The following is a 19626-nucleotide window of genomic DNA, read 5'->3' as shown; positions in this document are numbered from 1 at the left end:
ACATTTCTGCGTCATCCGTTCTTGCCTCGATACCCTGCGAAAACAGGGCCACAACATGCTCGCAGTGCTACAGCGCGCATTTGTCGGCGCGCCTATCCCATCAGTTGCATAGCGGCTGAATAGTTACTCAAAAACAGGCTCATCTTTTCTGTATTTCACCGTGAATACATCGGCCGAGCCGGGTGTGGCTGCAAAAGCGAACACAGGTGCAATTCTATAAAAAATCGCTTGATCGATCGGGATTCTTTTCCCATACTTTCCTTCATAAGTTTTCAGTTCTTCGCAGTGTCGGACTGGAATGACATATATATTAGCCGCTGGAAATCGCAGCTCTCTTGTTAATGCTTGATGCTATTACCAGTATTTAATTTCTTTTTCGAATGGAGGTTACGTGGAACTGTTTACCTTGCACGAAAAGCATAGTTATGACTTGACACCGGAAGCGGCGCGAGATGCTAATGCAGCCTATGGGCCTGCCGATGTGCCGCATGATCAACCCCTGACCGCCGCATTCAACACAGCCGGGACCGCCGGCACGTTTGGCACTGCCGGCGGCTGCATCGGCACTGTCGGTTCATTCGGTTCCGCCAATTGCGACGGGCCGCGAACGCCAACCTTGCCGATATAGTCGCAATTCTTCATGGCATCGGTTCCAGGCGCACAGGTGGAATCGATGCCGCCCCCATCATTCATCCACTGTCCCGGCTCGGAGACGCTTCGGCGCGCGCGTCAGCGACGACGAGGGAGAATGAGTGTCCCGCCTTAACATGCATATGAACCACGTTGCGAACCATCGGCCCGAGTTCCACGCTGTCGCCTTCACCGACGTCAGCAAGCTATACGGCGACAAGATTGCGCTCGACCGGGTGACGGTCCACATCGCCCACGGCGAAGTGATCGGGTTGCTGGGCCCGAACGGCGCCGGCAAGACAACCCTGCTCGAAATTCTCGAGGGCTTGCAGGAGCCAAGTTCGGGCCTGGTATCGATCTTCGGAAAAAGACCGGCCCTGCTCAACCCGGGTGAACGTGGCAGGATCGGCATCGTGTTCCAGCGCTACGCTCTTCCGTCCGAATTAACGGTGGGGCAGTTATGCGATCTCTATCAACATATGTATCCCGCCGATCCCGACAAACAAGGGCTGATCACCCAGCTTGGCCTTGCCCACTTGCTGACGCAGCAGATAGGCGACCTGTCGGCGGGCCAGACCCAGAGATTGAGTATTTTCGCCGCCTTGTATGGCGACAAGTCGCTGCTTGTACTGGACGAGCCGACCTCGGCGCTCGATGTGCGGTCGCGCCGCGCCGTGTGGGACGCTTTGCTGCTCAGGAAGCAGCAGCGCAATTTTTCCGGCGTCATCGCCACCCATCACATGGAAGAAGCGATGGAGCTGTGCGACCGCATCTATTTTATCGATAACGGCAAAATACGCATGAGCGGCAACGCCCAGGAGCTGCTGCAACAGCACGCTTGCCGCATCTCGATCAAATTCACCGCCCCCGCATGGCTGGTCGAGGAGCTGAAAGAATCGCTCCCGGCGGACGCGCCATTGACCTTGCATGGCCAGCAACACATGATTTCATGCGCCTCCCATCAGGCGGCCGGCTTGATCGGCGCGATTTTGCTGCTTGAGCAAACCAATGGACTACGACTCAACCTGGTGGTTACTCAACCTTCGCTGGAAGATGTGTATTTGAGCGTGATTGCCAACTAAGGAACCTGACCAATGCATTGCGCAGTTGTCGCGCCACCGTTATGGCCGATTTTCCTGAGATTCTCCCGCCTTTCGCTGGCCTTTTATCACAGAAGCCTGACCTCGCTCGCGATGACCCTGGTGATTCCTCTCGGATTTCTGCTGATGTCGAGCTTTACCTATTACGCCAATAGCGGGCCGCTGCCGATCACCATGGGAAGCACGGGGTCGGTCGCGCCGGACGTGCTCAAGCGCATCGAACAGACGCGGCCGCCCGGGCTCCAGATCGTCCCGATCAGCGGCAGCGCGGCGCAGAATGTACGCGACGGCAATGCCAGGCTGGTCCTGAGCCAGGACGCCGGCGCCCCCACCCCGACCATTTATGCGCTGGAACAGAACAAGGCGATCGCAGAGCTCGTGGCGGTCGCACTGTCGGCCCCCGGCACGCCCCCCGCGTATGCGGTCCGGGTGGCCGCCGACGGCGCCATGTCGTTCGCTTTCCTGCCTGGATTGCTGATCATGTCGCTCATGAACCTGGCGCTGTTCACGACCGGCGCCAAGCTGCTCAGCGACCGTTCCAAAGGCACCTTGCGCCTGTTCAGGCTGTTCCCGGTCCCGCTCTACCTCATCTTCTCGGCGGAGGCCACGACCAAGTTGCTGCTGGCGCTGGGGCAGTCCGTTCTGTTCGTGCTGCTGGGCGACTATCTGCTCGGGCTCAAGCTGAGCTGGCCGACGATTATCGCGAGCATCGCGGTGGCCTGCGTGTCCAGCCTGAGCCTGCTCAGCCTGGGGATCGCACTCGGAAGCAACCTGCGGTCCTATTCCAGCGGCATTCACCTGTTCACCATCCTCAATTTACTGATGATCTTCATGGGCGATCTGATCTTCCCGAATACCCACTATCCGGCGACTCGCCTTGTCGCATTTTTCCTGCCGGCAACTCATTGCGTCAACCTGCTGCGCCAGACCATGCTCGACTATCCGCCCAGTTTCAGCGTCGCCACCTCGGTCGCGTTCCTGCTGCTGTTTACGGCCGTCATGGCGTACTGGACCTTGAAGGGTTTTCGCTATACGGCGGAGCAATAGACCATGCAGCCGCTTCCCGCCGCCCACGCCTACGCGCTGCAGTTGCGCGTGGGACGCCAGAACAGCCTGCTGTCGCCTTTGCTGGCGCGCTTGCATGCGCTCCTGGCGCAGTTGCCGCACGCGCGCGTCGTCGCCACCCTGCGCAGCTTTGCCCAGCCCGCCAGTGAGGCGCGGGTCCTGGTTTACCTGCCTGGATATTCGTCGCGCAACGCGCGCAATGTGCTGGTCGGATGGGCTGAAACGACGATCGACGCGCTCAACCATGCGCAACCCTGCCGCGCCCCCGAACTGCTCGGCCGGGTTCCGGCGCGCGACAGCGGCGCCCATCAGACGCTCGTGCGTTGCCAACCCGCGCACGCCGCGCTGTGGCTGGAAAACCACGCCGATCCGCGCACCGCCGCCGCGCTGCTCGCCCTGAACGACCATCTGCCGCCCCTGCTGACTGCCGACCCGGCGCTGTTGAAGACGGCCTTGCCGACCGCCATGACGGCGGCACTCGAGACGCACTACCCGCAGCCGGCCGCCGGGCTCTCGCCGCTGGTGTTCGCCAACACGCTGTCGGGCGGCCTGGTCGCGCAGATGCTGGCGCAATGCGCCGCACTCGAGCGTGATGGCTTGCTGGTGCGCAGCGCCAACCTGCCAGCCGCCGCGCTGCCCACGTTTCATCATGTGGTGCGCGCGCTCGGGCACGCTCTGGCCGCCAGCGGTGAGGGAAGCAGCCGGTTCGACGTGCTGCGCCTGCTGCTGAACCAACTGGGATTTGACGGAGCGGAGTCGGACTATCTGATCCTGCTGGCGCTCCCGCCGCAAGCACTGCGCGCCCTGCAACGGCACTGGAGGCACCAAGATGCGCTTTGACGCTTTGTGCGGGGCGTTCGGCGGGGTCTTGAGCTTGCCCCGGTCCATTGTCCTGTCCAATTTTTCAGACCGGATTTTCCACAGTTACGGCTGCCACGCGGGCAACCTGAGCGCCTTGCTGCCGGGAGCGCTCAGCTACAGCGGGGCGCCGCTGTGGAACACCTGTCTCAGCGGCTGCGGCACCGACGTCGACCCTGACCTGGCGCGCCTGAAGGCGGTGTGCGAAGCAGCGGAGCGGTACAGCTCATGCATGTTGCTGGAGCACGAATATATTGTCGCCAGCGCCAACGAGCTGGGCAAGGACGCGTTCGACTGGCTCACCCTGCCAAGCTTCTCCGCGGACGAACTGGCCTTGCCCGAGCAGCCATACCACCCCTTCGATCCGGACGAGCCGATGCGCTGGATCGGGGCGGTGAGCTTGAACAGCGGCGACAAGAAATACGTGCCGGTCGTGATGACTCACTTGTATCCGCGCGCGTGGACCAGCGAACGATTCTGGGCCGCCATTTCCACCGGCACCGCGGTCCACCACGATCCTGCCACCGCCCTCGTGAGCGCCACCGCCGAAGTGCTGGAAAGGGACGCGATCGCACTGACGTGGCTGCTGCGCAGGCGGCTGCCGCAGATCGCCTTCGACCGCACCGGCCTGGCGCACTTCGCACCCGGCGTGCGCAGCTTGCTCGAACAGGAAGAGGAATACATGCTGTTCGACACCACCACCGATTTTGGCTTGCCGACCGTGTATCTTCGGCGGCATCGTCCATGCCACCCGCATGCGGCCAACCTCGTCACTTGCGCCAGCAGTGCCAGCTTCGCCGACGCGTGCTACAAGGCCCTGCGCGAGGTCGCAAGCCTGAGTTCGATTCTCGACACCGGCCAGCTGGAGGTTCCCGCAAGCGCCGGGCAATGCGCGAACATCGAAGATGGCGCGGTGTACATGGCCCGCCCCGAACGCGCCCATGCGTTCGAGTTCCTCGACCGCTGCGACAGAGTGCGTTTTTCCGACCTGCACGCCGCACAAGCGCTACCGGACCACAGTCATGCGGGCGCCCAGCTGGCCTGGCTGAAACAACGCGCGCAAGCGCTGGGCCACGAGATCCTGCTGCTGGAACTGAGCTCCGACGAGTTGCGCCAGGTCGGCCTGCGCAGTTTTCGCGCCCTCGTTCCCAGCCTGATGCCCATGAGTACGATCACCACCGCGCGTTATCTCGGTGCCGCGCGGCTGGCGCAATTTCACGCCTTCCTGGCGGCGCGCGGCGACATCGCGCCCGGCGCGGCCCTGACGATCAACCCTTTTCCCCAACCGTTTGCCTGACATGTCCACCATTATTTACAGCGGCGAATTTGGACGAAGCGTGGCGGCCTGCATTGCCGCGCGCCAGTCCGGGTGCGCGGCGACCATGCTCGACGTGGCGCAATTGCGCGCCGCCGCCAGCCGGCTCGAAGGGCAGGTGTTCGCCCTGTTTTCGTCCTTGCGGCTCGACCTGATGCAGGAAGCCGCGCAGCGCCTCGCTGCGCGCGCCACGCTGTTTACCTGCTTCGCGTTCGAGCGGCATGTGCTGCTTGCGCCGCCCTGCTCGCCCGAGGGCATCTGCGCGCAGTGCTTCTCCAGGCGCCTGCTGAGCCAGCCTCCAGAGCCGTATGGCGCCGAAACCCTGTTTTTCCTGGCCAAGCTGGCGGCCCAGCCCGGCGCCGCGGAGTTGCGCGCTTATCCGGCCAGCCTGGCCGACCTGACGGCGCAACTGTGCCTGCTCCAGGAACGCGGCCTGCTGGCGCCCACGGACAGCGTGGCGATCGACAGCGCGAGCGGCGCGATTGTCAGCAGCCGGATCATGCCTGTGCACGGTTGTACCTGCCGCAGTCCGAGCCGCACCACCTGCGCCGGGCCGCAGCGTTTTACCGCGTTTCATGGGGAACTGAGCACATGGCTGGCCTGACACCACGTTTCGCGCTCACCGGCGACGCCGAACTCGACGACGCGTTTCCCAGCCATCCACGCTTGCTGGGCGAGCTGGCGGTGGCCGCCATCGACGATACGCGCCTGATGCTGGTCGGCGGCCTGGGCGCGCCGGTCGTCGGGCGCCGCTTCGGTGCGCTGGACGTGCTGGCATTCCTGCGCCAGCTCGACGGCACGCGCACCCTGGAGCAACTGTGCGCCGATCATCTGGCGGCCGCGTACGAACGCAAGCGCCTGTTGTGCTGGCTTCAGCAGCATGGCTTGCTCGAACAGCCGGCCGGGCCCATGCCGGCCGCGCTCGATGCGCACACCTGCGCTTTCCTGGCCAAAGTCATGAACCAGACCCGCATCCACCGGCGCCGCAGCGACGCGGCCGCCGCCTTCCTGCGGCCGATCGGCATGCTTGGCGCCGGCCGCTTCCGCCATGAACTGTCGCTGGCGCTGCAAGGATGCGGCTTGAATGTGGTCGACTGCATGCCCGGCGCACCGCCCTGCGGCACGACCATCGCCGTGCTCGATGGCACGGCGGAGCCCGACGCGCAAGTGGCGCGCCTGCAAGCCGGCGGCGCCGCTGTGCTGCTCGTGCGCGCGCGCGCCCTGTCGCTCGATGTCGGGCCGCTGCTCGCGAACCGCGGCTGCTGCACGATGGCGTGCTACCGCGCCGCCGCCGGCGCCGCCGGCGACGGCGTCGAGGGCGCCACCCTGCCGCTCTGGGCGGGCATTGCCTGCCATGCCGTCATGCTGCTCAACAGCGGCGCCGCCCCCTTCTCGCTGCTGAACAATTTCCTTCGCTACCAGCTCGACAACGGGCATATCGGCTGCGGCACCCATCCTGTGGCGCGCCTGCATGCGCTCGACGATTCGCCTTGCGCGATTGCCGCAGCGGACCGACCCGCGTCATTGCACCGGCTTGAACGGCACAGCCGGGCCGCGGTTCCTCCGCGCCGCATGATCGGCGTGAAAAGTTATGAACAACATTACGCCCCGAAGAATATCCTCGCTGCCAGGCAGTTTCCGCTGCCGCATGGCGCTGCCGGCAAGGCGATATCCATGGCCAACGCCACTGCGCCGCAGCGCCTGCTGCTGCAACTGATCACGCGCGCCTTCGGCTATTGGAGCGATGCCGCCGGCAACCGGCGCCGCATCTGTCCGAGCGGCGGCAACCTGGGGGCGGCCGAGTGCCTGGTCGTGTGGCGCGACCAGGCGCGGCGGCGTACCCGCCTGATGCGCTATGTGCCGGTGGTCGACTGGATCGAGCCCCTTGCGGAAGCGCCCCTCGATGGGGCCGGCCGGGCCGAGTATGAAATCGTGTGCCTGGCCAATACCGAGAAAATCCGGCAAAAATACGGCGATTCCGGGCTCAGTCTTGGCCTGCTCGACAGCGGCTTCGGCGCCGCTTTTCTCCAGGCTGCCGCGCTGGTGGCCGGCCATGCGCTGACGCCGACCTGCACGCCGTTCGAAGCGCACTGGCTGCGCGACATCGTCGAGCACCGCCGTCATTACTACAACTTCGCGTGGCGCGCCGATCTGCCTCCGGTTTCCGCCGCACCCGTGCAATGGGACCGGTTCGACCGCTTGCTGCGCCAGCGCAGCGCGGCACGCGATTGTTCCCGACTCGACCTGGCCGTGCCGGACATTGCCGCGCTGCTGCGGCAAGCACGCCCGCGGCCAGGCGACCCTGCGGCCGCCGCCTTGCTGTCGAGCCTGCACCCTATCCTCGTGATCGAGCGCGCCGGCGTGTGCGCCACCTACGAGTGGGAAGACGACGGCGGCTTGCGCCCGTGCCCCGGCAGTACCCTGTCGCGCGACGGACCGGACCAGGAACTTTTATCCCAGCGCAATCTCAGCCAGGCGGCGGGCCGTCTTTTCATGCTGGCCGACCTGGCGCGCGTGCTCCGCACGCAGGGGCCGGCCGGGCATGACCAGCTGCTGACCCTGATCGGGCAATGGATCGGCAGCTTCTGGCTGGCCATCGAGTCGCGCCGCTTGCGCGGCTGCCCCTCCGGTGCGGCAGTCGAAAGCGATTTGCTGAACCATCTCCCGCCATCTTGCGGGCACCTGTTCAATCTGTTCGCGTTCACGTTCGGCAACGCCCGGGAGAGCACGCCATGACTGCCATGCGCCTGCGTCTCCACGCCGCATGGCTGGTCCTGGCCTTGCTATGCGCCTGGCAAATCACGCTGTCGCTGGCGTTTTTCCTGCAACTGCCTCTGGCCGGCTTGCCCCGCATCGCCCTTGGCGCACTGGCGCGCAGCGCGCTGCCGGTCGTGGCGCTTGGCGGCTTGCTGGCATGGATCGCCGTGCACGAACTGGCGCACGCCGGGGCCGCCCACTGGTGCGGCGTGCGCGACGGCCGGATTCGGTGGTCAAGCTTGCTTCCGGCATTTCACGCCCCGGCCCAGGCGTCGCTCGAACGCAGCGATACGCGCTTCCTGATCCACAGCGCCGGTCCGCTGCTGGACATGCTCTGTTCGCTGTGCCTGGCCATCGCGGCATCCCTGGCGCCGCCCGCGCCGGCAGCCACGCTCCAGGGACTGTTCGTGGTCAGCCTGCTGATTGGATTGCCGAACTGCTGCATGCTGACGCGCGCCGACATGGAACAGGGTATCCGCCAGTTTCGCCTGCTGTGCGGCTGGCGTTGGCCAGCGGCCTTGTACGCCGCCGTGTCACTCGTCTACGCCGGGGTCGTGCTGCTGATGGCGGCCAAGCTTCTCCTGCACTCCCGCCCCGGTATCGTGTAAAGGCCACTCATGCAAACCACATCACCTCGCCATGGCGACCAGGCCCGATCGGACCAGCAGCAAGCCTTGCACAGCCTGGTGCAGCACAGCGCGCGTGACGCCCCGGCCGGCCATCGGCCGAGGCGCGCGTTCGCATGGGCGGCGGCACTGGCGCTCGCCCTCATCGCCGCCGCGGCATACTGGCAGCGCGCCCCGGCGCCCGCCGCGCCGGCCGTCCCCGCGCCCCCCCGCCCCGCGCCGCCCGCCGCGAGCGATCCCGGCGCCGCCGGATTGACGATGTCCGGCTTTTTCTCGGCCCACGAGATGGTGCAGATTTCCGCCACGGTGCTGGCGCGGGTAAAGACCATACGGGTCAGCGAAGGCAGCACCGTCAAGAAGGGGGAGCTCCTGGTGGAACTGAGCAATATGCGGGGCGACAGCGATGTACGCTCGGCACAGCAGCGGCTCGCCGCCGAGCGGCTCGCATCGCAAAAGGCGGCGCTCGACGTGCGCCAGGCGCGCGACGAACAGCAGCGCCAGGCCAGCCTGATGGCGCGCGGCTTCGGCACCCGCAAGGCCATGGCCGAAGCCGACCTGCGGCACGAGCAGGCCGTCCTCGAACTGACCCGATCGCACAGCAAGATCGGCGACGCCCTCGCCAACCTCGACGGTTTTCGCGAAACCCAGCGCGAATACGCCATCCGCGCCCCGTTTTCCGGGGTGGTGGTGGCGCAGAACGCGCGCGTCGGCGAAGTCGTCTCGCCCACCAACGGCGGCAGCTATATCCGCAGCGGCTTGCTGTCGCTGCTCAATCCAGCCACCCTGGAAGTGCACGTATCGGTACAGGAGCGCTTGCTTCCGCAATTGCAGCGCGCCGCTTGCGCGCTGGTCTCGTCGGTGGCGCAACCGGAACAGATTCACGCGCTCCCGTTCCGGCTCGACCGCATCAGCAGCACCGCCGATCGCCAGCGCGGTGCTGTCAACGCCATCCTGGTCCCGCTGCAACCGATCCGCGTGTTGCCCATCCTTGAAACCAGCGTCGACGTGCAGTTCGTGCGCCCCGGCGACAAGCGTTGCGCGGCGCCCCCACGCCGCACCCGCGAGAACCCATGAGCGACTCCACCATCGACACTTCCCAAGACGCGCAGGCCGCCCAGCCGTTCATGCAGGCGCACGGCATCTGCAAGTCGTTCCAGTCCGCCGCCGGCAGGGAGACCGTCCTGGGCGCCGTGCAGGTCAGCGTCGGCCTGGGCGAAGTGCTGGCCATTACGGCCCCCTCGGGCGCCGGCAAGAGCACGCTGCTCAAGATCCTCGGCACGCTGGAAACACCGGACGCCGGCACCCTGCGCTGCGGCGGCGAAATAGTCGACTTTCGCAATCGGCGCCAGCTGGCGCAACTGCGCGCGCGCAGCATCGGCTTCGTCTTTCAACGCTTCAACCTGGTGCCCTTCCTCGATGCCCAGGAAAATGTCGAACTGCCCCTCAAGCTGCGGCGCATGCCGCGCCAGCAAAGGCGGTGCCAGGCGCAGGCGGCGCTGGCGCTGATGGGCCTGGAGTCGAAGCGCGCGGCCATGCCCGCCACCCTGTCCGGCGGCGAGCAGCAACGGGTGGCCATTGCGCGCGCCATCGTCGGGGCGCCCTCGCTTCTGCTGTGCGACGAACCCACCGGCAGCCTGGGAGAACAGGCCGGACAGCAGATATTCGAACTGCTCCACACCTTCGCCCACGCGCACCGGCGCGCGGTGGTGCTGGTCACGCACAACGAGTCGCTCGCGCGCCAGGCCACGCGGCGCCTGTATCTGCATAACGGCGCGCTCCAGGGGCATGCGCCATGATCGGCCTGCTCCTTCGCCACCGCGCCCTTGGCGCCAGCCTGGCAACCCTGGCCGTGCTGTTGGCCACGTGTACCGCTTTGCTCGCCGGAAATTCCTACTGGCATCCGCGCTTTGCCAAAGCGGACGACCGCATGATCACGGTCAGCAATGCCCTCTCCCCGTCCAACCTGCTGCCGCGCACGTATATCGCGCGCATCCAGGCGTCGCCGCTGGTCGCCAGCGTGACCGAGTACAGTTCGGTGGCCCTGTTCCTGGCCAATGAGCGGCACGTGTTTACCGGGGTGATCGTCGACAAGGACCAGGTTGCCGCCACATTCCCACGCCTCGGGCCCGACATCGCCGCCCTGGCGCGCTGGCAGCAACGGCGCGACGCCGTGCTGGTCAGCGCCGCCCTGCTGGAAAAACAACAGCTCGCGGTCGGGAAGATGGTCGCCGCGCGCCTGTTTTCGGGCGACGCCGAAAGCAATCAGGAGTTCTATATCGCCGGCACCTTCGGCGCCGACAACGAATTGAAATGCACGACCTGCGTCATGCTCGGACGTGATTTCGCCGACCTCGCCTTGCCCACCTATCGCGCAGTGGTGGCGAGTTTTCACGTGCGCCTGCGCGAGCACGTGGACAAGGCGCAAGCGCGGCGCGCACTCGACGCCCTGTTTGCCCATGAAACCCCGGCTACCCGCAGCACCGATTTCCTGCCGGCCGCATCCGGTTTCATGAACGACTTGATCGATCTGCGCCAGCTGGTGTATATCGCCTTTTGCATGACCCTGGCAGCGGCGCTGTTGCTGCCGGCACTGTGCGGCAACCTGCTGGCCCTGCATTACCGGGCCAGCCTGGCGCTGTTGCTGGTGGTCGGACAGCGCAAGCTTCCCCTGCTCTTCCACGGAATGCGCCTCGCGCTCGCTGGCGGCCTGCTGATCGGCGCGGGCGGCTTCGTGCTTGCCTTTGCGGCGGGCAGCTACCTGTTCGACAACCTGCTCTGGCTGCGCATCGAGGTGCCGGCGGCGGCGCTGCAAGCGGCGGCGGCGGCCGGCATCCTGGTCGCGCTGTCGGCCTGGACCGCGGTGACATCCGTGATCGCCCGCCTTGACGTCAATGACTTGTTCAGCGACACCATCGATTGAGTGCGACAGCCATTCCGGACCCGCCATGCACACCTCCTCCCTGCGCCAGACTCCCATGATGTTCCTGCTGTGGCTGCGCAGCTACCGCCGCAGCCCGCTGCGCCTGGTCCTGGTCATGATCAGCATCTGCGCCAGCGCCCTGACGTTTGTCACCGGCATGAATCTGTCCGAAGCGCTCGACCGCGCCAAGCCGGCGGCGGCCGCGGACGCCTACCTGATGCTGGCGGCGGGCGCGGGCACGGAAATGCGCAGCTTCATTCCGCTGTCCGCCTACGAACAGCTGCGCACCGGCTTTTCGGCCTCGCCGGCATTGCGCAGCGAACCGCTGCACGCGGCGCTGGTCCTGCCTGCCGACATCGTGCTCGGCGAGCTAGATGAGGATCGGGTGCCGGCCCTGATGCGGGGTCTGCCAGCCGATGACAACGGCGGCCTGGCCGGGCTGACCTTGATTGAAGGACGGCTGCCCTTGCCGGGCCGGCGCGAGTTGCTGCTGAGCCCGGCGCTGAACGCATGGGTTGCAGAGCGCAAGGCGGGCCCCGTGCTGAAACTGGGGCACGTCGAGTGGCGCGTCGTCGGGGTGGCGCAGCGTGCGGGCGTGAGCCGGGAGGTGGAGATGTACAGTACGCTGCCGGCCTTGGAGCAGCACTTCGAGGTCAGCGATATGGTCAGCTCCGTGAGCATGACGCTCGATCCCGTTCAACTGGCCGAGGTGCGCCGCCTGAGCGAGCAAGTCCAAGGAAGCCGCTTCGAACTGCTGCAACTGAACGACTATGGCGGCCGCTTCGTGGCCCACCTTCAGTCGCAGTTGAACACATTCTGGATTGCCTTTCTGGTGTTGACGGTGACATGCACCGGCTTCGGCATCCATACGATCGCACTTGCCTTGGAGATCGAGCGCGACAGGGTGCGCCAGATCGTGCTGCAGCTTGGCTTCCTGCCGCTCGCGGTGCGCCTCGGAGAAATCGCCGAAGGATGTGCGATCGGCATTGTCGCGGCCGGGCTGGCGGTGCTGCTGTACGCCTTGTTTTGTCACAATCTGCAGCTGCAAAGCCTGCTGCCTTCCGGCGCGATCAGCATCGGTTTGCCCGCGTCGCCCTCGGGCGTGGTGCTGACCCTGGTCATGGGCGCCGCCGTCGGCGCCTGCACCTTCGCGTGGTTGCCGGCGCAGCGTGCGTTCCAGGATCGCCAACGTTAAGGAGAATCGCCATGTCGTCCAAATCGCGCGCCAGCCTGCTGGGGATCATTCTCGGCAGCATCTTTGGCTTGGGAGGTTTGTTCAGCGGTATTTACTTCGGGATTATCGTGCCGCTGCGAGACAATGCCGGCGCCGACAAGCTGCCGGCGCCGCTCATCATCATCAGCATGTTGCTGCTGCTGGCCTTGAGCGGCTACGTCATTTACATGCTGGTCAGCCGCGCGCGCAGGCGCCGGGATCGCCCGCCCGAGTGGTAATCGGGGCGCAAGCACCGGCACCCGCGCAAGCGGCTGCGGACCATGCCGGCCGTTCCCGGCCACCCCGTCCTACGCCGCCAATTTGCCAAATCCCGCCGCCAGCCGGTTCCACCCGTTGATGGCCGAGATCAACCGGGTCGGGTCGACCATCTCCTCCGCGCCGCACGGCTGCCATATGCGCCGCATGCACCCGCGCGCCAGCAAGCCGGCCGTGCCGACCGACGTGAACATCCACCGCACCATCCACCGCGGCACCACCTTCGGTGCGCCGTGGCGCGCCGCCCCGCTGGAAGACGACGGCAAGGTACGCCCGGTGCGCCAGCGCATCCACGGCATCCAGGGCGGCATCGGCACTTCCCTGCCGGTGGCGATTGAGGCCGCATGCGGGACACCGTGGCGGCGCGGCCAAGCTGTCCGATCAGGCATCTTTCCAAATTTGCACCGCCCTTCTAATTAATTCATTGTCAACTCTTTTGCCTGTCAACTATAATATTTACAATAGGAAATTATGGTTTTTTCACGTTGTTAAGGTCAGATGTATGTTGATGAGTACTAAGAAACAAGGATGGCGCCTTCCGGTCGCGCTGGTATCGGCGCTGTGCGTGGCCAGCCTGGGCGCCTGTGGCGGTGGTGGCAAGGGCGATTCCAGCCCGGCGGAGACGGCGCCGTTCGTGCCGGCGCCGGCGATTACCGCTCAGCCGCTGAGCCAGTCCGTGCAGAACGGCCAGCCGGCCACCTTCACCATCGCGGCCGGCGGCGCCGGGCCATTCAGCTACCAGTGGAACCGCAACGGCGTGGCGATCCCAGGCGCGACCGGCGCTGGCTACACCGTCGGCGCTGTCCAGCTGGGCGACAATGCCGCCATCTTCAGCGTCAACGTGCGTAATGCCGGTGGCAATGTCGAGAGTACCAAAGCAAGCTTGACCGTCATTGGCACGGGCCTGGTGTCGTTTGCCGGCGCAATGCGGCAAAAGGACGACACTGGCTTGACGCGCATCCCCGCGCGGCCGCTGTCGGCCGGCTTGATCGATGGTCCGGCCCGGGACGCCCGCTTTTACAATCCAAAAGGGGTCGTCGTCGATGCGGCCGGCAATGTGTTCGTCGCCGACTCGTCCAACCATATCATCCGCAAGATCACACCGGACGGCGTCGTCAGCACTCTGGCCGGCAATCCGGTCATGCCGGGCCACTTCGACGCCGACGGGGCGAAGGCCGGCTTCCACGTGCCAACCTACCTCGGCATGGACGCCAAGGGCACGCTGTACGTGTTCGATCAGCGCACTGAAGCAGCGGGGCAATACGCCAGTCTGGTGCGCAAGGTCAGCCCGGCAGGGGAGGTCCAAACCTTGAAGATACCGAGAGACCCGCTCAATGTGTCGCCCGCCGGTACGGCCGTCGACTCCACTAACCTGACCATGGCCGTGGATGCGGCCGGGAATGTCTACATCGCTGCATGGGTCTACTATAAGCAAATCGGCTGCGAATCGAATTGCGACTCCCTGACACGTCACGCCGTGCGCCGCATCGCGCCGGACGGTACGGCCACCACCCTGGCGGACCTGTCTTCCGGCCCCATGGCCGGCATTAACCTGGCCGCGCTCCAGATGAACGCCATGGTCGTCGACAGCACGGGCGCCGTCTACATCTCGGATACCAGTGCTCAAGTTATCTGGAAGCTGAGCGCCAAGGGCATGTACGTCCACGCTGGCAAGTCGCACCAGTCCGGCACAAGCGACGGCAAGGAGAACGCGCGCTTCTCCTCGCCCGGCCGCATGGTCTTCGACAAGGCAGGCAATCTGTTCGTGATCGACAACAGCAATACCACGATTCGCAGAATCACGCCTTCCGGCGTGGTCACTACCGTGGCTGGCACCCCGGGCAAGAATGACATCGTGCTTGGCGACCTGCCCGGCAGCCTGTCAGGGATCGGCGGCATCGCATTCGACGCCAACGGCGTGCTGTATGTAACCGTTAGCGACGGCGTGATCAAGGTGATGCTGCCGCCTGCCCAGTAAAGGTAACACCGGGGCGCAAGCGCCCTATTCCGGCATCTTGCCGAATCCTACCGCCAGCCGGTTCCACCCGTTGATGGTCGAAATCAGCAAGGTCAGGTCGACCATCTCCTCGGCGCTGAACTGCTGCGCCAGCGCCGCGTAGCTCTCGTCTGTCTCCGGCTGCTGCGCCAGGCGCGTCATGGTTTCGGTCCACGCCAGCGCGGCCCGTTCGCGAGGCGTGAAGAACGGCGTCTCGCGCCACACCGACAGCGCGTGCAGGCGCCGTGCGGTCTCGCCGCCATTGGCGGCATCGGTCGCGTGCATGTCCACGCAAAACGCGCAGCCGTTGATTTGCGAACTGCGCAGGCGCACCAGTTCGGCCAGCGGCTTGTCGATGCTCGCCGTGGCGATATACTGCTCCAGCGCCGTCCAGGCTTTAAGGGCTTTCGGCGAGGCGGTCATAAAATTGATGCGTTCCATGTTTGATTCCTTGATTGTTGAAGTTGATTGCTTGGCCTTACAATCATTAGACGAGCCTGCCGCAACGTTTGTGACAGCTTTCCCGAAAAAAGAATGAACGACACCTTCACCACCCAGTTTCACCAGGTCCGGCCACGCCTGTTCGGCATCGCCTACCGCATGCTCGGCTCGCGCGCCGACGCCGACGACGCCGTGCAGGACGCCTGGCTGCGCTGGAACGCGAGCGACACGCGCGATACGCTGGCAAGTAGCGACGCCTGGCTGGTCACGGTCGTCACGCGCCTGTGCATCGACCGTTTGCGCGGCGCGCTGCTTGAGCGCGAAGCCTACACCGGCCCGTGGCTGGCCGAACCGATCGTCACGCGCGCGGCCGACCTGCCCGAGTCGCGCCTGGAACTGGCCGGCGACATCTCGATGGCCTTCATGCTGATGCTCGAACGCCTCGGGCCCGAGGAACGTGCGGTCTTCCTGCTGCACGAGGTATTCGACTGCGACTACGCCGATATCGCCGCCGCCGTCGGCAAGACCGAAGCGGCCTGCCGCCAGCTGCTGCACCGCGCGCGCGAACGGGTGCGCGCCGACAAGCCGCGCTTTGCGGTCAGCGACGCAACGCACATGGAGCTATTGCGACGCTTCGTGACGGCCGCGCAAAGCGGCGAGCGCGCGCAGCTGGCGCAGTTGTTCGCACCGGACGCCACCTTCCGCGCCGACGGCGGCGGCAAGGTCTCGGCCACCATCAACGTGGTGCGCGGTGCCGACAAGATCGCCCGCTTCTACGAAAGCATGGCGCGCAAATACGGCGCCGCCACCACCTTCGAACACGCGTTCATCAATGGCGAAGCGGGCCTGCTGCGCCTTGTCGACGGCAGGCTCGATTCGACCATGTCATTCGATATCGACAATGGCAGGATCGGCGCGATCTACGTGGTGCGCAATCCCGACAAACTGCTGCGCGCATCGTGAGCGCCGGCGCCGCTGCGACTCCCCTGGCACGCCTGCGCGACATGGTCGCCGCGCGCGCACAGATCGACGGCCGCACCGACTCGGCCTGGCCGGGCCTGCGCTACTACCGCTTCTCAAGCCCGGTGCGCTACGACAAAACCCAGACACTGGCGCCCGGCATCGTGGTCGTGCTCCAGGGCCGCAAGCACGCCCGCCTCGGCACCAGCACCCTGGTCTACGACGACATGAGCTGCCTCGTGCTGAGCGCCGAAACGCGCTGCGACGGCACCGTGGTCGAGGCCACGCCGGACCAGCCCTATCTTGCGATCCACATGGACCTGCCGCCCGACCTGCTGGTAAAGACCTTGATCACCCTGGCCGACGCCGCGCCCCCGTCAACCGCGCAGGCGGCGCCGAACTACGTCGCCCCGGTCGATGCGCGCGTGCTGGACGCCTTCACGCGGCTGCTGCCGGCACTTGACCACGCCATCGACCGCGCCACCATCGCACCGCTGGTCGTCGAAGAGATCATCGTGCGCCTGCTGCGCTCCGAAGCGGCAAGCGCCATCCGCGATGCGGCGGCGATCAAGCGCTCCGCCGCCCGCATCCACCAGGCGATGCAGCTGATACAGGAGCACTTCCGGCGCCCGCTGGCCATCGCCGAACTGGCCAGCGCCGTGGCGATGAGCCCCTCGCACTTCGCCCACACCTTCCGTGAAGTGGCGGGGCTGGCGCCGATGCACTTCCTGCGCAATACCCGCCTCGACGCGGCCCGGGTGCTGCTGCTGGCCGGCGGCAGGCGGCCCGGCGAGGTGGCGGCGCTGACCGGTTTCGACAGCGCGGCGCACTTTACCCGCGAATTCAAGCGCCGCTACGGCGCGCCGCCGGCGCAATACGCCAGCCAGCTCGCAAGTTCGCAGCCGCAGTCAACATAAGCGCAGCCGGGGGGCTGGCGGCGCCGCGCAAGCTCGCCTATCGTGTGCGTACGGCCGATTCGCGGCCGCATTCATCAAAAGCGAAGCGACATATCCATGCCAGGCACCACCTTCATCATCACCTTCGCCACCCGCCCCGAAGCGGCATCCGACTTTCGGGCGATGCTGGGCCGCGTCAAGCACGACCTGCCCGCCGTCGCCGGCTGTCGCGGCGTGAGCATCTTTCGCGCCAGCGACGATCCGGCCGTGTTTACGCTGGTCGAGCAATGGGACAGCGAACAGGCGCACAAGGCCCACATCGACACGCTGACCGCCTCCGGTGGCTGGGACGCGATTGCCGCGTGCCTGCGGGAGCCTCCGGCGGGCCGCTACGCCAGAGCGCTCTGAGCATTCCGTACAAAACGCGCCCGTTGCCGCCACAGAAACGTTAAAATGCAGTCATGCATTTCAATCAACGCCGCCATGCCCGTGCCACGCTCTCCATCATCCTGCTTGGGAGCCTGGCGCCGCCGATGGCTGCGCGCGCGCAAGACCCGGCTGTCGTGACGGTGACCGGCAAAAAGGCACCGGTCCTGAAAAAGCTCGACAAGACGGTATACGACGTGTCGAACATGGCGCGGGCCGCCAACGGCACCGCACAGGATGTATTGCAGTCAACACCCGAGATCGCGGTCACGGCCGACGGCCAGATTGCGGTCAAGGGGAATACCCAGGTCACGGTCCTGGTCGACGGCAAACCGGCGGCGATGATGGCCGGCGATGAACGGGCGGTGGCGCTGCAAACCATGAGCGGCACCGACATTGCCGGCATCGAAGTAATCACCAATCCGTCGGCCGCCTACAATGCCAACGGCGGGGCGATCGTCAACATCGTCCTCAAGCGCAAGCGCAAACCGGGCGCGCGCGCGCAGATGCAGGCCAGCGCCGCCGATCACGGCCTGTGGAACGTCGGCACATCCGGCGACATCACGCACAAGGAGTTCAGCGTGCATGGCAGCCTGGCCTACCGCCGTGACGGCACCCGGAAATTCCGGCGCTCTGAGGTCGAATGGCATAATCCGTTCGGCGGCCAGGCCGGAAGCACGCTGCAGACGTCTGACATCTTCGTGCGCCGCAAGGTGGAAAGCGCGGCATTCGGCGTCGACTACGCCTTGGGCGACACCGATAGCCTCAGCCTGTCGACGCGCTACAACGGCCGCCGCTCGCGCCCCCTGCTCGACACGCTCAATGTGATGCGGGAGGGCGCCGGCCAATCCATCTTTCACCGCATCTCCGAAGGTCCCAACGAGCAGTCCGACAACAGCGCCAGCCTCAGTTACAGCCATCAGGACAGCGGCAACGCGCTCAAGGCGATGGTCCAGCGCAGCAATACGACGGGACTGATCGACAAGTCGTACGGCGACGTCTCCGTCGAACCGCTGCGCGCCACCACCTACAGCCGCGGCGCGACCAGGTCGGCGCGCCACCTCAACCAGGCCACCGTCGACTGGAGCCGGGCCTGCGCTCACGGCCAGTGGGGCATGGGCCTCGATATCCAGGACGAGGTCAATGACCTGGACAATTATCAGGCGTCCGTCGACCGCCTGAGCGGCGCCGAGACGCCCGATCCCGCCACCACCAACGGCTACAAGGTGGCGACGACGCTGAGCGCAATCTATCTCACCGACCAGATCAAGCATGGGCAATGGGAAGCGCTGCTTGGTGGGCGGATCGAGCGCATGGCGCTGCGGGTGCGTCCGGCGCAAGGCGCCATGCAAAGCGCGCACTGGCAGGCATTCAATCCCAGCCTGCACCTCAAATACGCCGCCAGCGACAAAACCGACCTGACGTTCACCTATCGGCGCAGCCTGCAAAGGCCCGATCCGCGCGATCTGAATCCCTTCACCACCTACGTCGATGCGCAAAACCTCAGCCGCGGCAATCCCGGCCTCAAACCGCAGCGCCTCAATTCATGGGAAATCGGCGCCGACACCGAGCTTGCGCAAGTAAGCGCCAGCGCGGCCGCCTTTTACCGCACCAGCGGCGACACCGTGGCCGATGCGCGCAGTTTCGCCGACAAGGTGCTGGTGACATCCAAACAGAATGGCGGACAGGCCCGCTCGGCCGGTCTGACCGGCTCGCTCGACTGGATGCCGGATGCGGCGCTGCGCTTCGGCGTGGACGGCGGCATGTACCGCGTGGCGCTCTCGACCCCCGATCTGTACGGCCAGGTGCGCCAGGCCGACATGGCGGGCTACATGAATCTGCGGGCGAGCTACAGCGCCGGTCCGGACAATCTGTCGCTCGACGCGCACATCCAGTCGGCTGCCATCACACCGCTCGGGCGGCATGGATCGACCAGCAATGTGAACCTGAGCTGGAAGCGCCAGTTGAGCAAGACGCTCACCTTCACCGTCAACGCCAGCGATATCTTCGATGGCAGCAAGCGCAGCTACCGCACCGACGCGAGCACCTTCCGCCAGGCGGGATTCGATCATTTCGTCGCGCGCCGCATGTACGTCGGCTTCGTCAAAAAGCTCGAGTAAGGCCGCTGCCTGCAGGTCGGTGCGCGC

The 19626-nt window shown here is 65.8% G+C and carries 20 protein-coding genes; 19 read left to right on the top strand and 1 reads right to left on the bottom strand.

The window, feature by feature from the left end; all coding sequences use genetic code 11:
- The first annotated feature begins 391 nt into the window (after window positions 1-391).
- The 15 genes from F2P45_RS23100 (at window position 392) to F2P45_RS23030 (ending at window position 14738) form a co-directional block, all read left to right on the top strand.
- Window positions 392-628, top strand: coding sequence for a thiocillin family RiPP (locus F2P45_RS23100; protein WP_166880306.1), 237 nt, complete (start codon window positions 392-394; stop codon window positions 626-628).
- Between the two features lie 124 nt (window positions 629-752).
- Entirely contained in the window at window positions 753-1712 is a 960-nt protein-coding gene (locus tag F2P45_RS23095) for an ABC transporter ATP-binding protein (RefSeq protein ID WP_223164812.1), read from the top strand.
- 144 nt (window positions 1713-1856) lie between these two features.
- Complete coding sequence (locus F2P45_RS23090; protein WP_166880303.1) at window positions 1857-2777, top strand: ABC transporter permease; 921 nt, start codon at window positions 1857-1859, stop codon at window positions 2775-2777.
- A 3-nt stretch (window positions 2778-2780) separates the two neighbouring features.
- On the top strand, window positions 2781-3635 hold the full coding sequence (locus tag F2P45_RS23085; protein ID WP_166880301.1) for a hypothetical protein: 855 nt from the start codon (window positions 2781-2783) through the stop codon (window positions 3633-3635).
- Entirely contained in the window at window positions 3625-4950 is a 1326-nt protein-coding gene (locus F2P45_RS23080; protein ID WP_166880299.1) for a YcaO-like family protein, read from the top strand. Before F2P45_RS23085 ends, F2P45_RS23080 begins: the two co-directional genes overlap by 11 nt.
- A 1-nt stretch (window position 4951) precedes the next feature.
- Window positions 4952-5572 carry a hypothetical protein gene (locus F2P45_RS23075; protein ID WP_166880297.1) on the top strand — a complete coding sequence of 207 codons (621 nt, stop codon included), beginning with the start codon at window positions 4952-4954 and terminating at the stop codon, window positions 5570-5572.
- Entirely contained in the window at window positions 5560-7704 is a 2145-nt protein-coding gene (locus F2P45_RS23070) for a hypothetical protein (RefSeq protein ID WP_166880295.1), read from the top strand. The genes F2P45_RS23075 and F2P45_RS23070 overlap by 13 nt, the downstream gene beginning before the upstream one ends.
- Window positions 7701-8333, top strand: a complete 633-nt coding sequence (locus F2P45_RS23065; protein WP_166880293.1) for a hypothetical protein — start codon at window positions 7701-7703, stop codon at window positions 8331-8333. The genes F2P45_RS23070 and F2P45_RS23065 overlap by 4 nt, the downstream gene beginning before the upstream one ends.
- Before the next feature lie 9 nt (window positions 8334-8342).
- Complete coding sequence (locus F2P45_RS23060; RefSeq protein WP_166880291.1) at window positions 8343-9425, top strand: efflux RND transporter periplasmic adaptor subunit; 1083 nt, start codon at window positions 8343-8345, stop codon at window positions 9423-9425.
- Entirely contained in the window at window positions 9422-10147 is a 726-nt protein-coding gene (locus F2P45_RS23055) for an ABC transporter ATP-binding protein (RefSeq protein WP_166880289.1), read from the top strand. Before F2P45_RS23060 ends, F2P45_RS23055 begins: the two co-directional genes overlap by 4 nt.
- Window positions 10144-11271, top strand: coding sequence for a hypothetical protein (locus tag F2P45_RS23050; RefSeq protein WP_166880287.1), 1128 nt, complete (start codon window positions 10144-10146; stop codon window positions 11269-11271). The genes F2P45_RS23055 and F2P45_RS23050 overlap by 4 nt, the downstream gene beginning before the upstream one ends.
- A gap of 25 nt (window positions 11272-11296) precedes the next feature.
- Complete coding sequence (locus F2P45_RS23045) at window positions 11297-12466, top strand: ABC transporter permease family protein (protein ID WP_166880285.1); 1170 nt, start codon at window positions 11297-11299, stop codon at window positions 12464-12466.
- Between the two features lie 11 nt (window positions 12467-12477).
- Window positions 12478-12723: a hypothetical protein gene (locus F2P45_RS23040; RefSeq protein ID WP_166880283.1), complete on the top strand. Its 246-nt coding sequence runs from the start codon at window positions 12478-12480 to the stop codon at window positions 12721-12723.
- Window positions 12724-12805: 82 nt separating this feature from the next.
- Window positions 12806-13180: a hypothetical protein gene (locus F2P45_RS35480; RefSeq protein ID WP_187367214.1), complete on the top strand. Its 375-nt coding sequence runs from the start codon at window positions 12806-12808 to the stop codon at window positions 13178-13180.
- Between the two features lie 88 nt (window positions 13181-13268).
- Window positions 13269-14738: an NHL domain-containing protein gene (locus F2P45_RS23030; RefSeq protein ID WP_166880281.1), complete on the top strand. Its 1470-nt coding sequence runs from the start codon at window positions 13269-13271 to the stop codon at window positions 14736-14738.
- 24 nt (window positions 14739-14762) lie between these two features.
- On the opposite strand, the gene F2P45_RS23025 is transcribed toward F2P45_RS23030, so the two are convergent.
- Window positions 14763-15197, bottom strand: a complete 435-nt coding sequence (locus F2P45_RS23025) for a carboxymuconolactone decarboxylase family protein (protein ID WP_166880279.1) — start codon at window positions 15195-15197, stop codon at window positions 14763-14765.
- A gap of 93 nt (window positions 15198-15290) precedes the next feature.
- Here F2P45_RS23025 and sigJ point away from each other — a divergent pair, with 93 nt between their 5' ends.
- The 4 genes from sigJ (at window position 15291) to F2P45_RS23005 (ending at window position 19599) form a co-directional block, all read left to right on the top strand.
- The gene (sigJ, locus tag F2P45_RS23020; protein WP_166880277.1) at window positions 15291-16160 is read left to right on the top strand and encodes an RNA polymerase sigma factor SigJ; all 870 of its coding nucleotides are present in this window, start codon (window positions 15291-15293) and stop codon (window positions 16158-16160) included.
- Window positions 16157-17074, top strand: coding sequence for an AraC family transcriptional regulator (locus F2P45_RS23015; protein WP_370663299.1), 918 nt, complete (start codon window positions 16157-16159; stop codon window positions 17072-17074). The genes sigJ and F2P45_RS23015 overlap by 4 nt, the downstream gene beginning before the upstream one ends.
- A 96-nt stretch (window positions 17075-17170) precedes the next feature.
- The gene (locus F2P45_RS23010) at window positions 17171-17461 is read left to right on the top strand and encodes a putative quinol monooxygenase (protein ID WP_166880275.1); all 291 of its coding nucleotides are present in this window, start codon (window positions 17171-17173) and stop codon (window positions 17459-17461) included.
- Window positions 17462-17514: 53 nt separating this feature from the next.
- Complete coding sequence (locus tag F2P45_RS23005; RefSeq protein WP_166880273.1) at window positions 17515-19599, top strand: TonB-dependent receptor; 2085 nt, start codon at window positions 17515-17517, stop codon at window positions 19597-19599.
- Window positions 19600-19626: the final 27 nt, after the last annotated feature.

Source organism: Massilia mucilaginosa (genome assembly GCF_011682145.1).
GTDB classification, from domain to species: Bacteria; Pseudomonadota; Gammaproteobacteria; order Burkholderiales; family Burkholderiaceae_D; genus Telluria_A; species Telluria_A mucilaginosa.
The sequence above is the reverse complement of the archived record's forward strand: the minus strand, read 5'-3'. Positions and strand labels throughout refer to the sequence as shown.

What these genes read in the sequence shown, in the direction of transcription:
- F2P45_RS23090 (WP_166880303.1), top strand. Translation starts at nt 1,857, where the DNA reads ATGTCGAGCTTTACCTATTACGCCAATAGCGGGCCGCTGCCGATCACC.
- F2P45_RS23085 (WP_166880301.1), top strand. Translation starts at nt 2,781, where the DNA reads ATGCAGCCGCTTCCCGCCGCCCACGCCTACGCGCTGCAGTTGCGCGTG.
- F2P45_RS23080 (WP_166880299.1), top strand. Translation starts at nt 3,625, where the DNA reads ATGCGCTTTGACGCTTTGTGCGGGGCGTTCGGCGGGGTCTTGAGCTTG.
- F2P45_RS23075 (WP_166880297.1), top strand. Translation starts at nt 4,952, where the DNA reads ATGTCCACCATTATTTACAGCGGCGAATTTGGACGAAGCGTGGCGGCC.
- F2P45_RS23070 (WP_166880295.1), top strand. Translation starts at nt 5,560, where the DNA reads ATGGCTGGCCTGACACCACGTTTCGCGCTCACCGGCGACGCCGAACTC.
- F2P45_RS23065 (WP_166880293.1), top strand. Translation starts at nt 7,701, where the DNA reads ATGACTGCCATGCGCCTGCGTCTCCACGCCGCATGGCTGGTCCTGGCC.
- F2P45_RS23060 (WP_166880291.1), top strand. Translation starts at nt 8,343, where the DNA reads ATGCAAACCACATCACCTCGCCATGGCGACCAGGCCCGATCGGACCAG.
- F2P45_RS23055 (WP_166880289.1), top strand. Translation starts at nt 9,422, where the DNA reads ATGAGCGACTCCACCATCGACACTTCCCAAGACGCGCAGGCCGCCCAG.
- F2P45_RS23050 (WP_166880287.1), top strand. Translation starts at nt 10,144, where the DNA reads ATGATCGGCCTGCTCCTTCGCCACCGCGCCCTTGGCGCCAGCCTGGCA.
- F2P45_RS23045 (WP_166880285.1), top strand. Translation starts at nt 11,297, where the DNA reads ATGCACACCTCCTCCCTGCGCCAGACTCCCATGATGTTCCTGCTGTGG.
- F2P45_RS23040 (WP_166880283.1), top strand. Translation starts at nt 12,478, where the DNA reads ATGTCGTCCAAATCGCGCGCCAGCCTGCTGGGGATCATTCTCGGCAGC.
- F2P45_RS23030 (WP_166880281.1), top strand. Translation starts at nt 13,269, where the DNA reads ATGAGTACTAAGAAACAAGGATGGCGCCTTCCGGTCGCGCTGGTATCG.
- F2P45_RS23025 (WP_166880279.1), bottom strand. Translation starts at nt 15,197, where the DNA reads ATGGAACGCATCAATTTTATGACCGCCTCGCCGAAAGCCCTTAAAGCC.
- sigJ (WP_166880277.1), top strand. Translation starts at nt 15,291, where the DNA reads ATGAACGACACCTTCACCACCCAGTTTCACCAGGTCCGGCCACGCCTG.
- F2P45_RS23010 (WP_166880275.1), top strand. Translation starts at nt 17,171, where the DNA reads ATGCCAGGCACCACCTTCATCATCACCTTCGCCACCCGCCCCGAAGCG.
- F2P45_RS23005 (WP_166880273.1), top strand. Translation starts at nt 17,515, where the DNA reads ATGCATTTCAATCAACGCCGCCATGCCCGTGCCACGCTCTCCATCATC.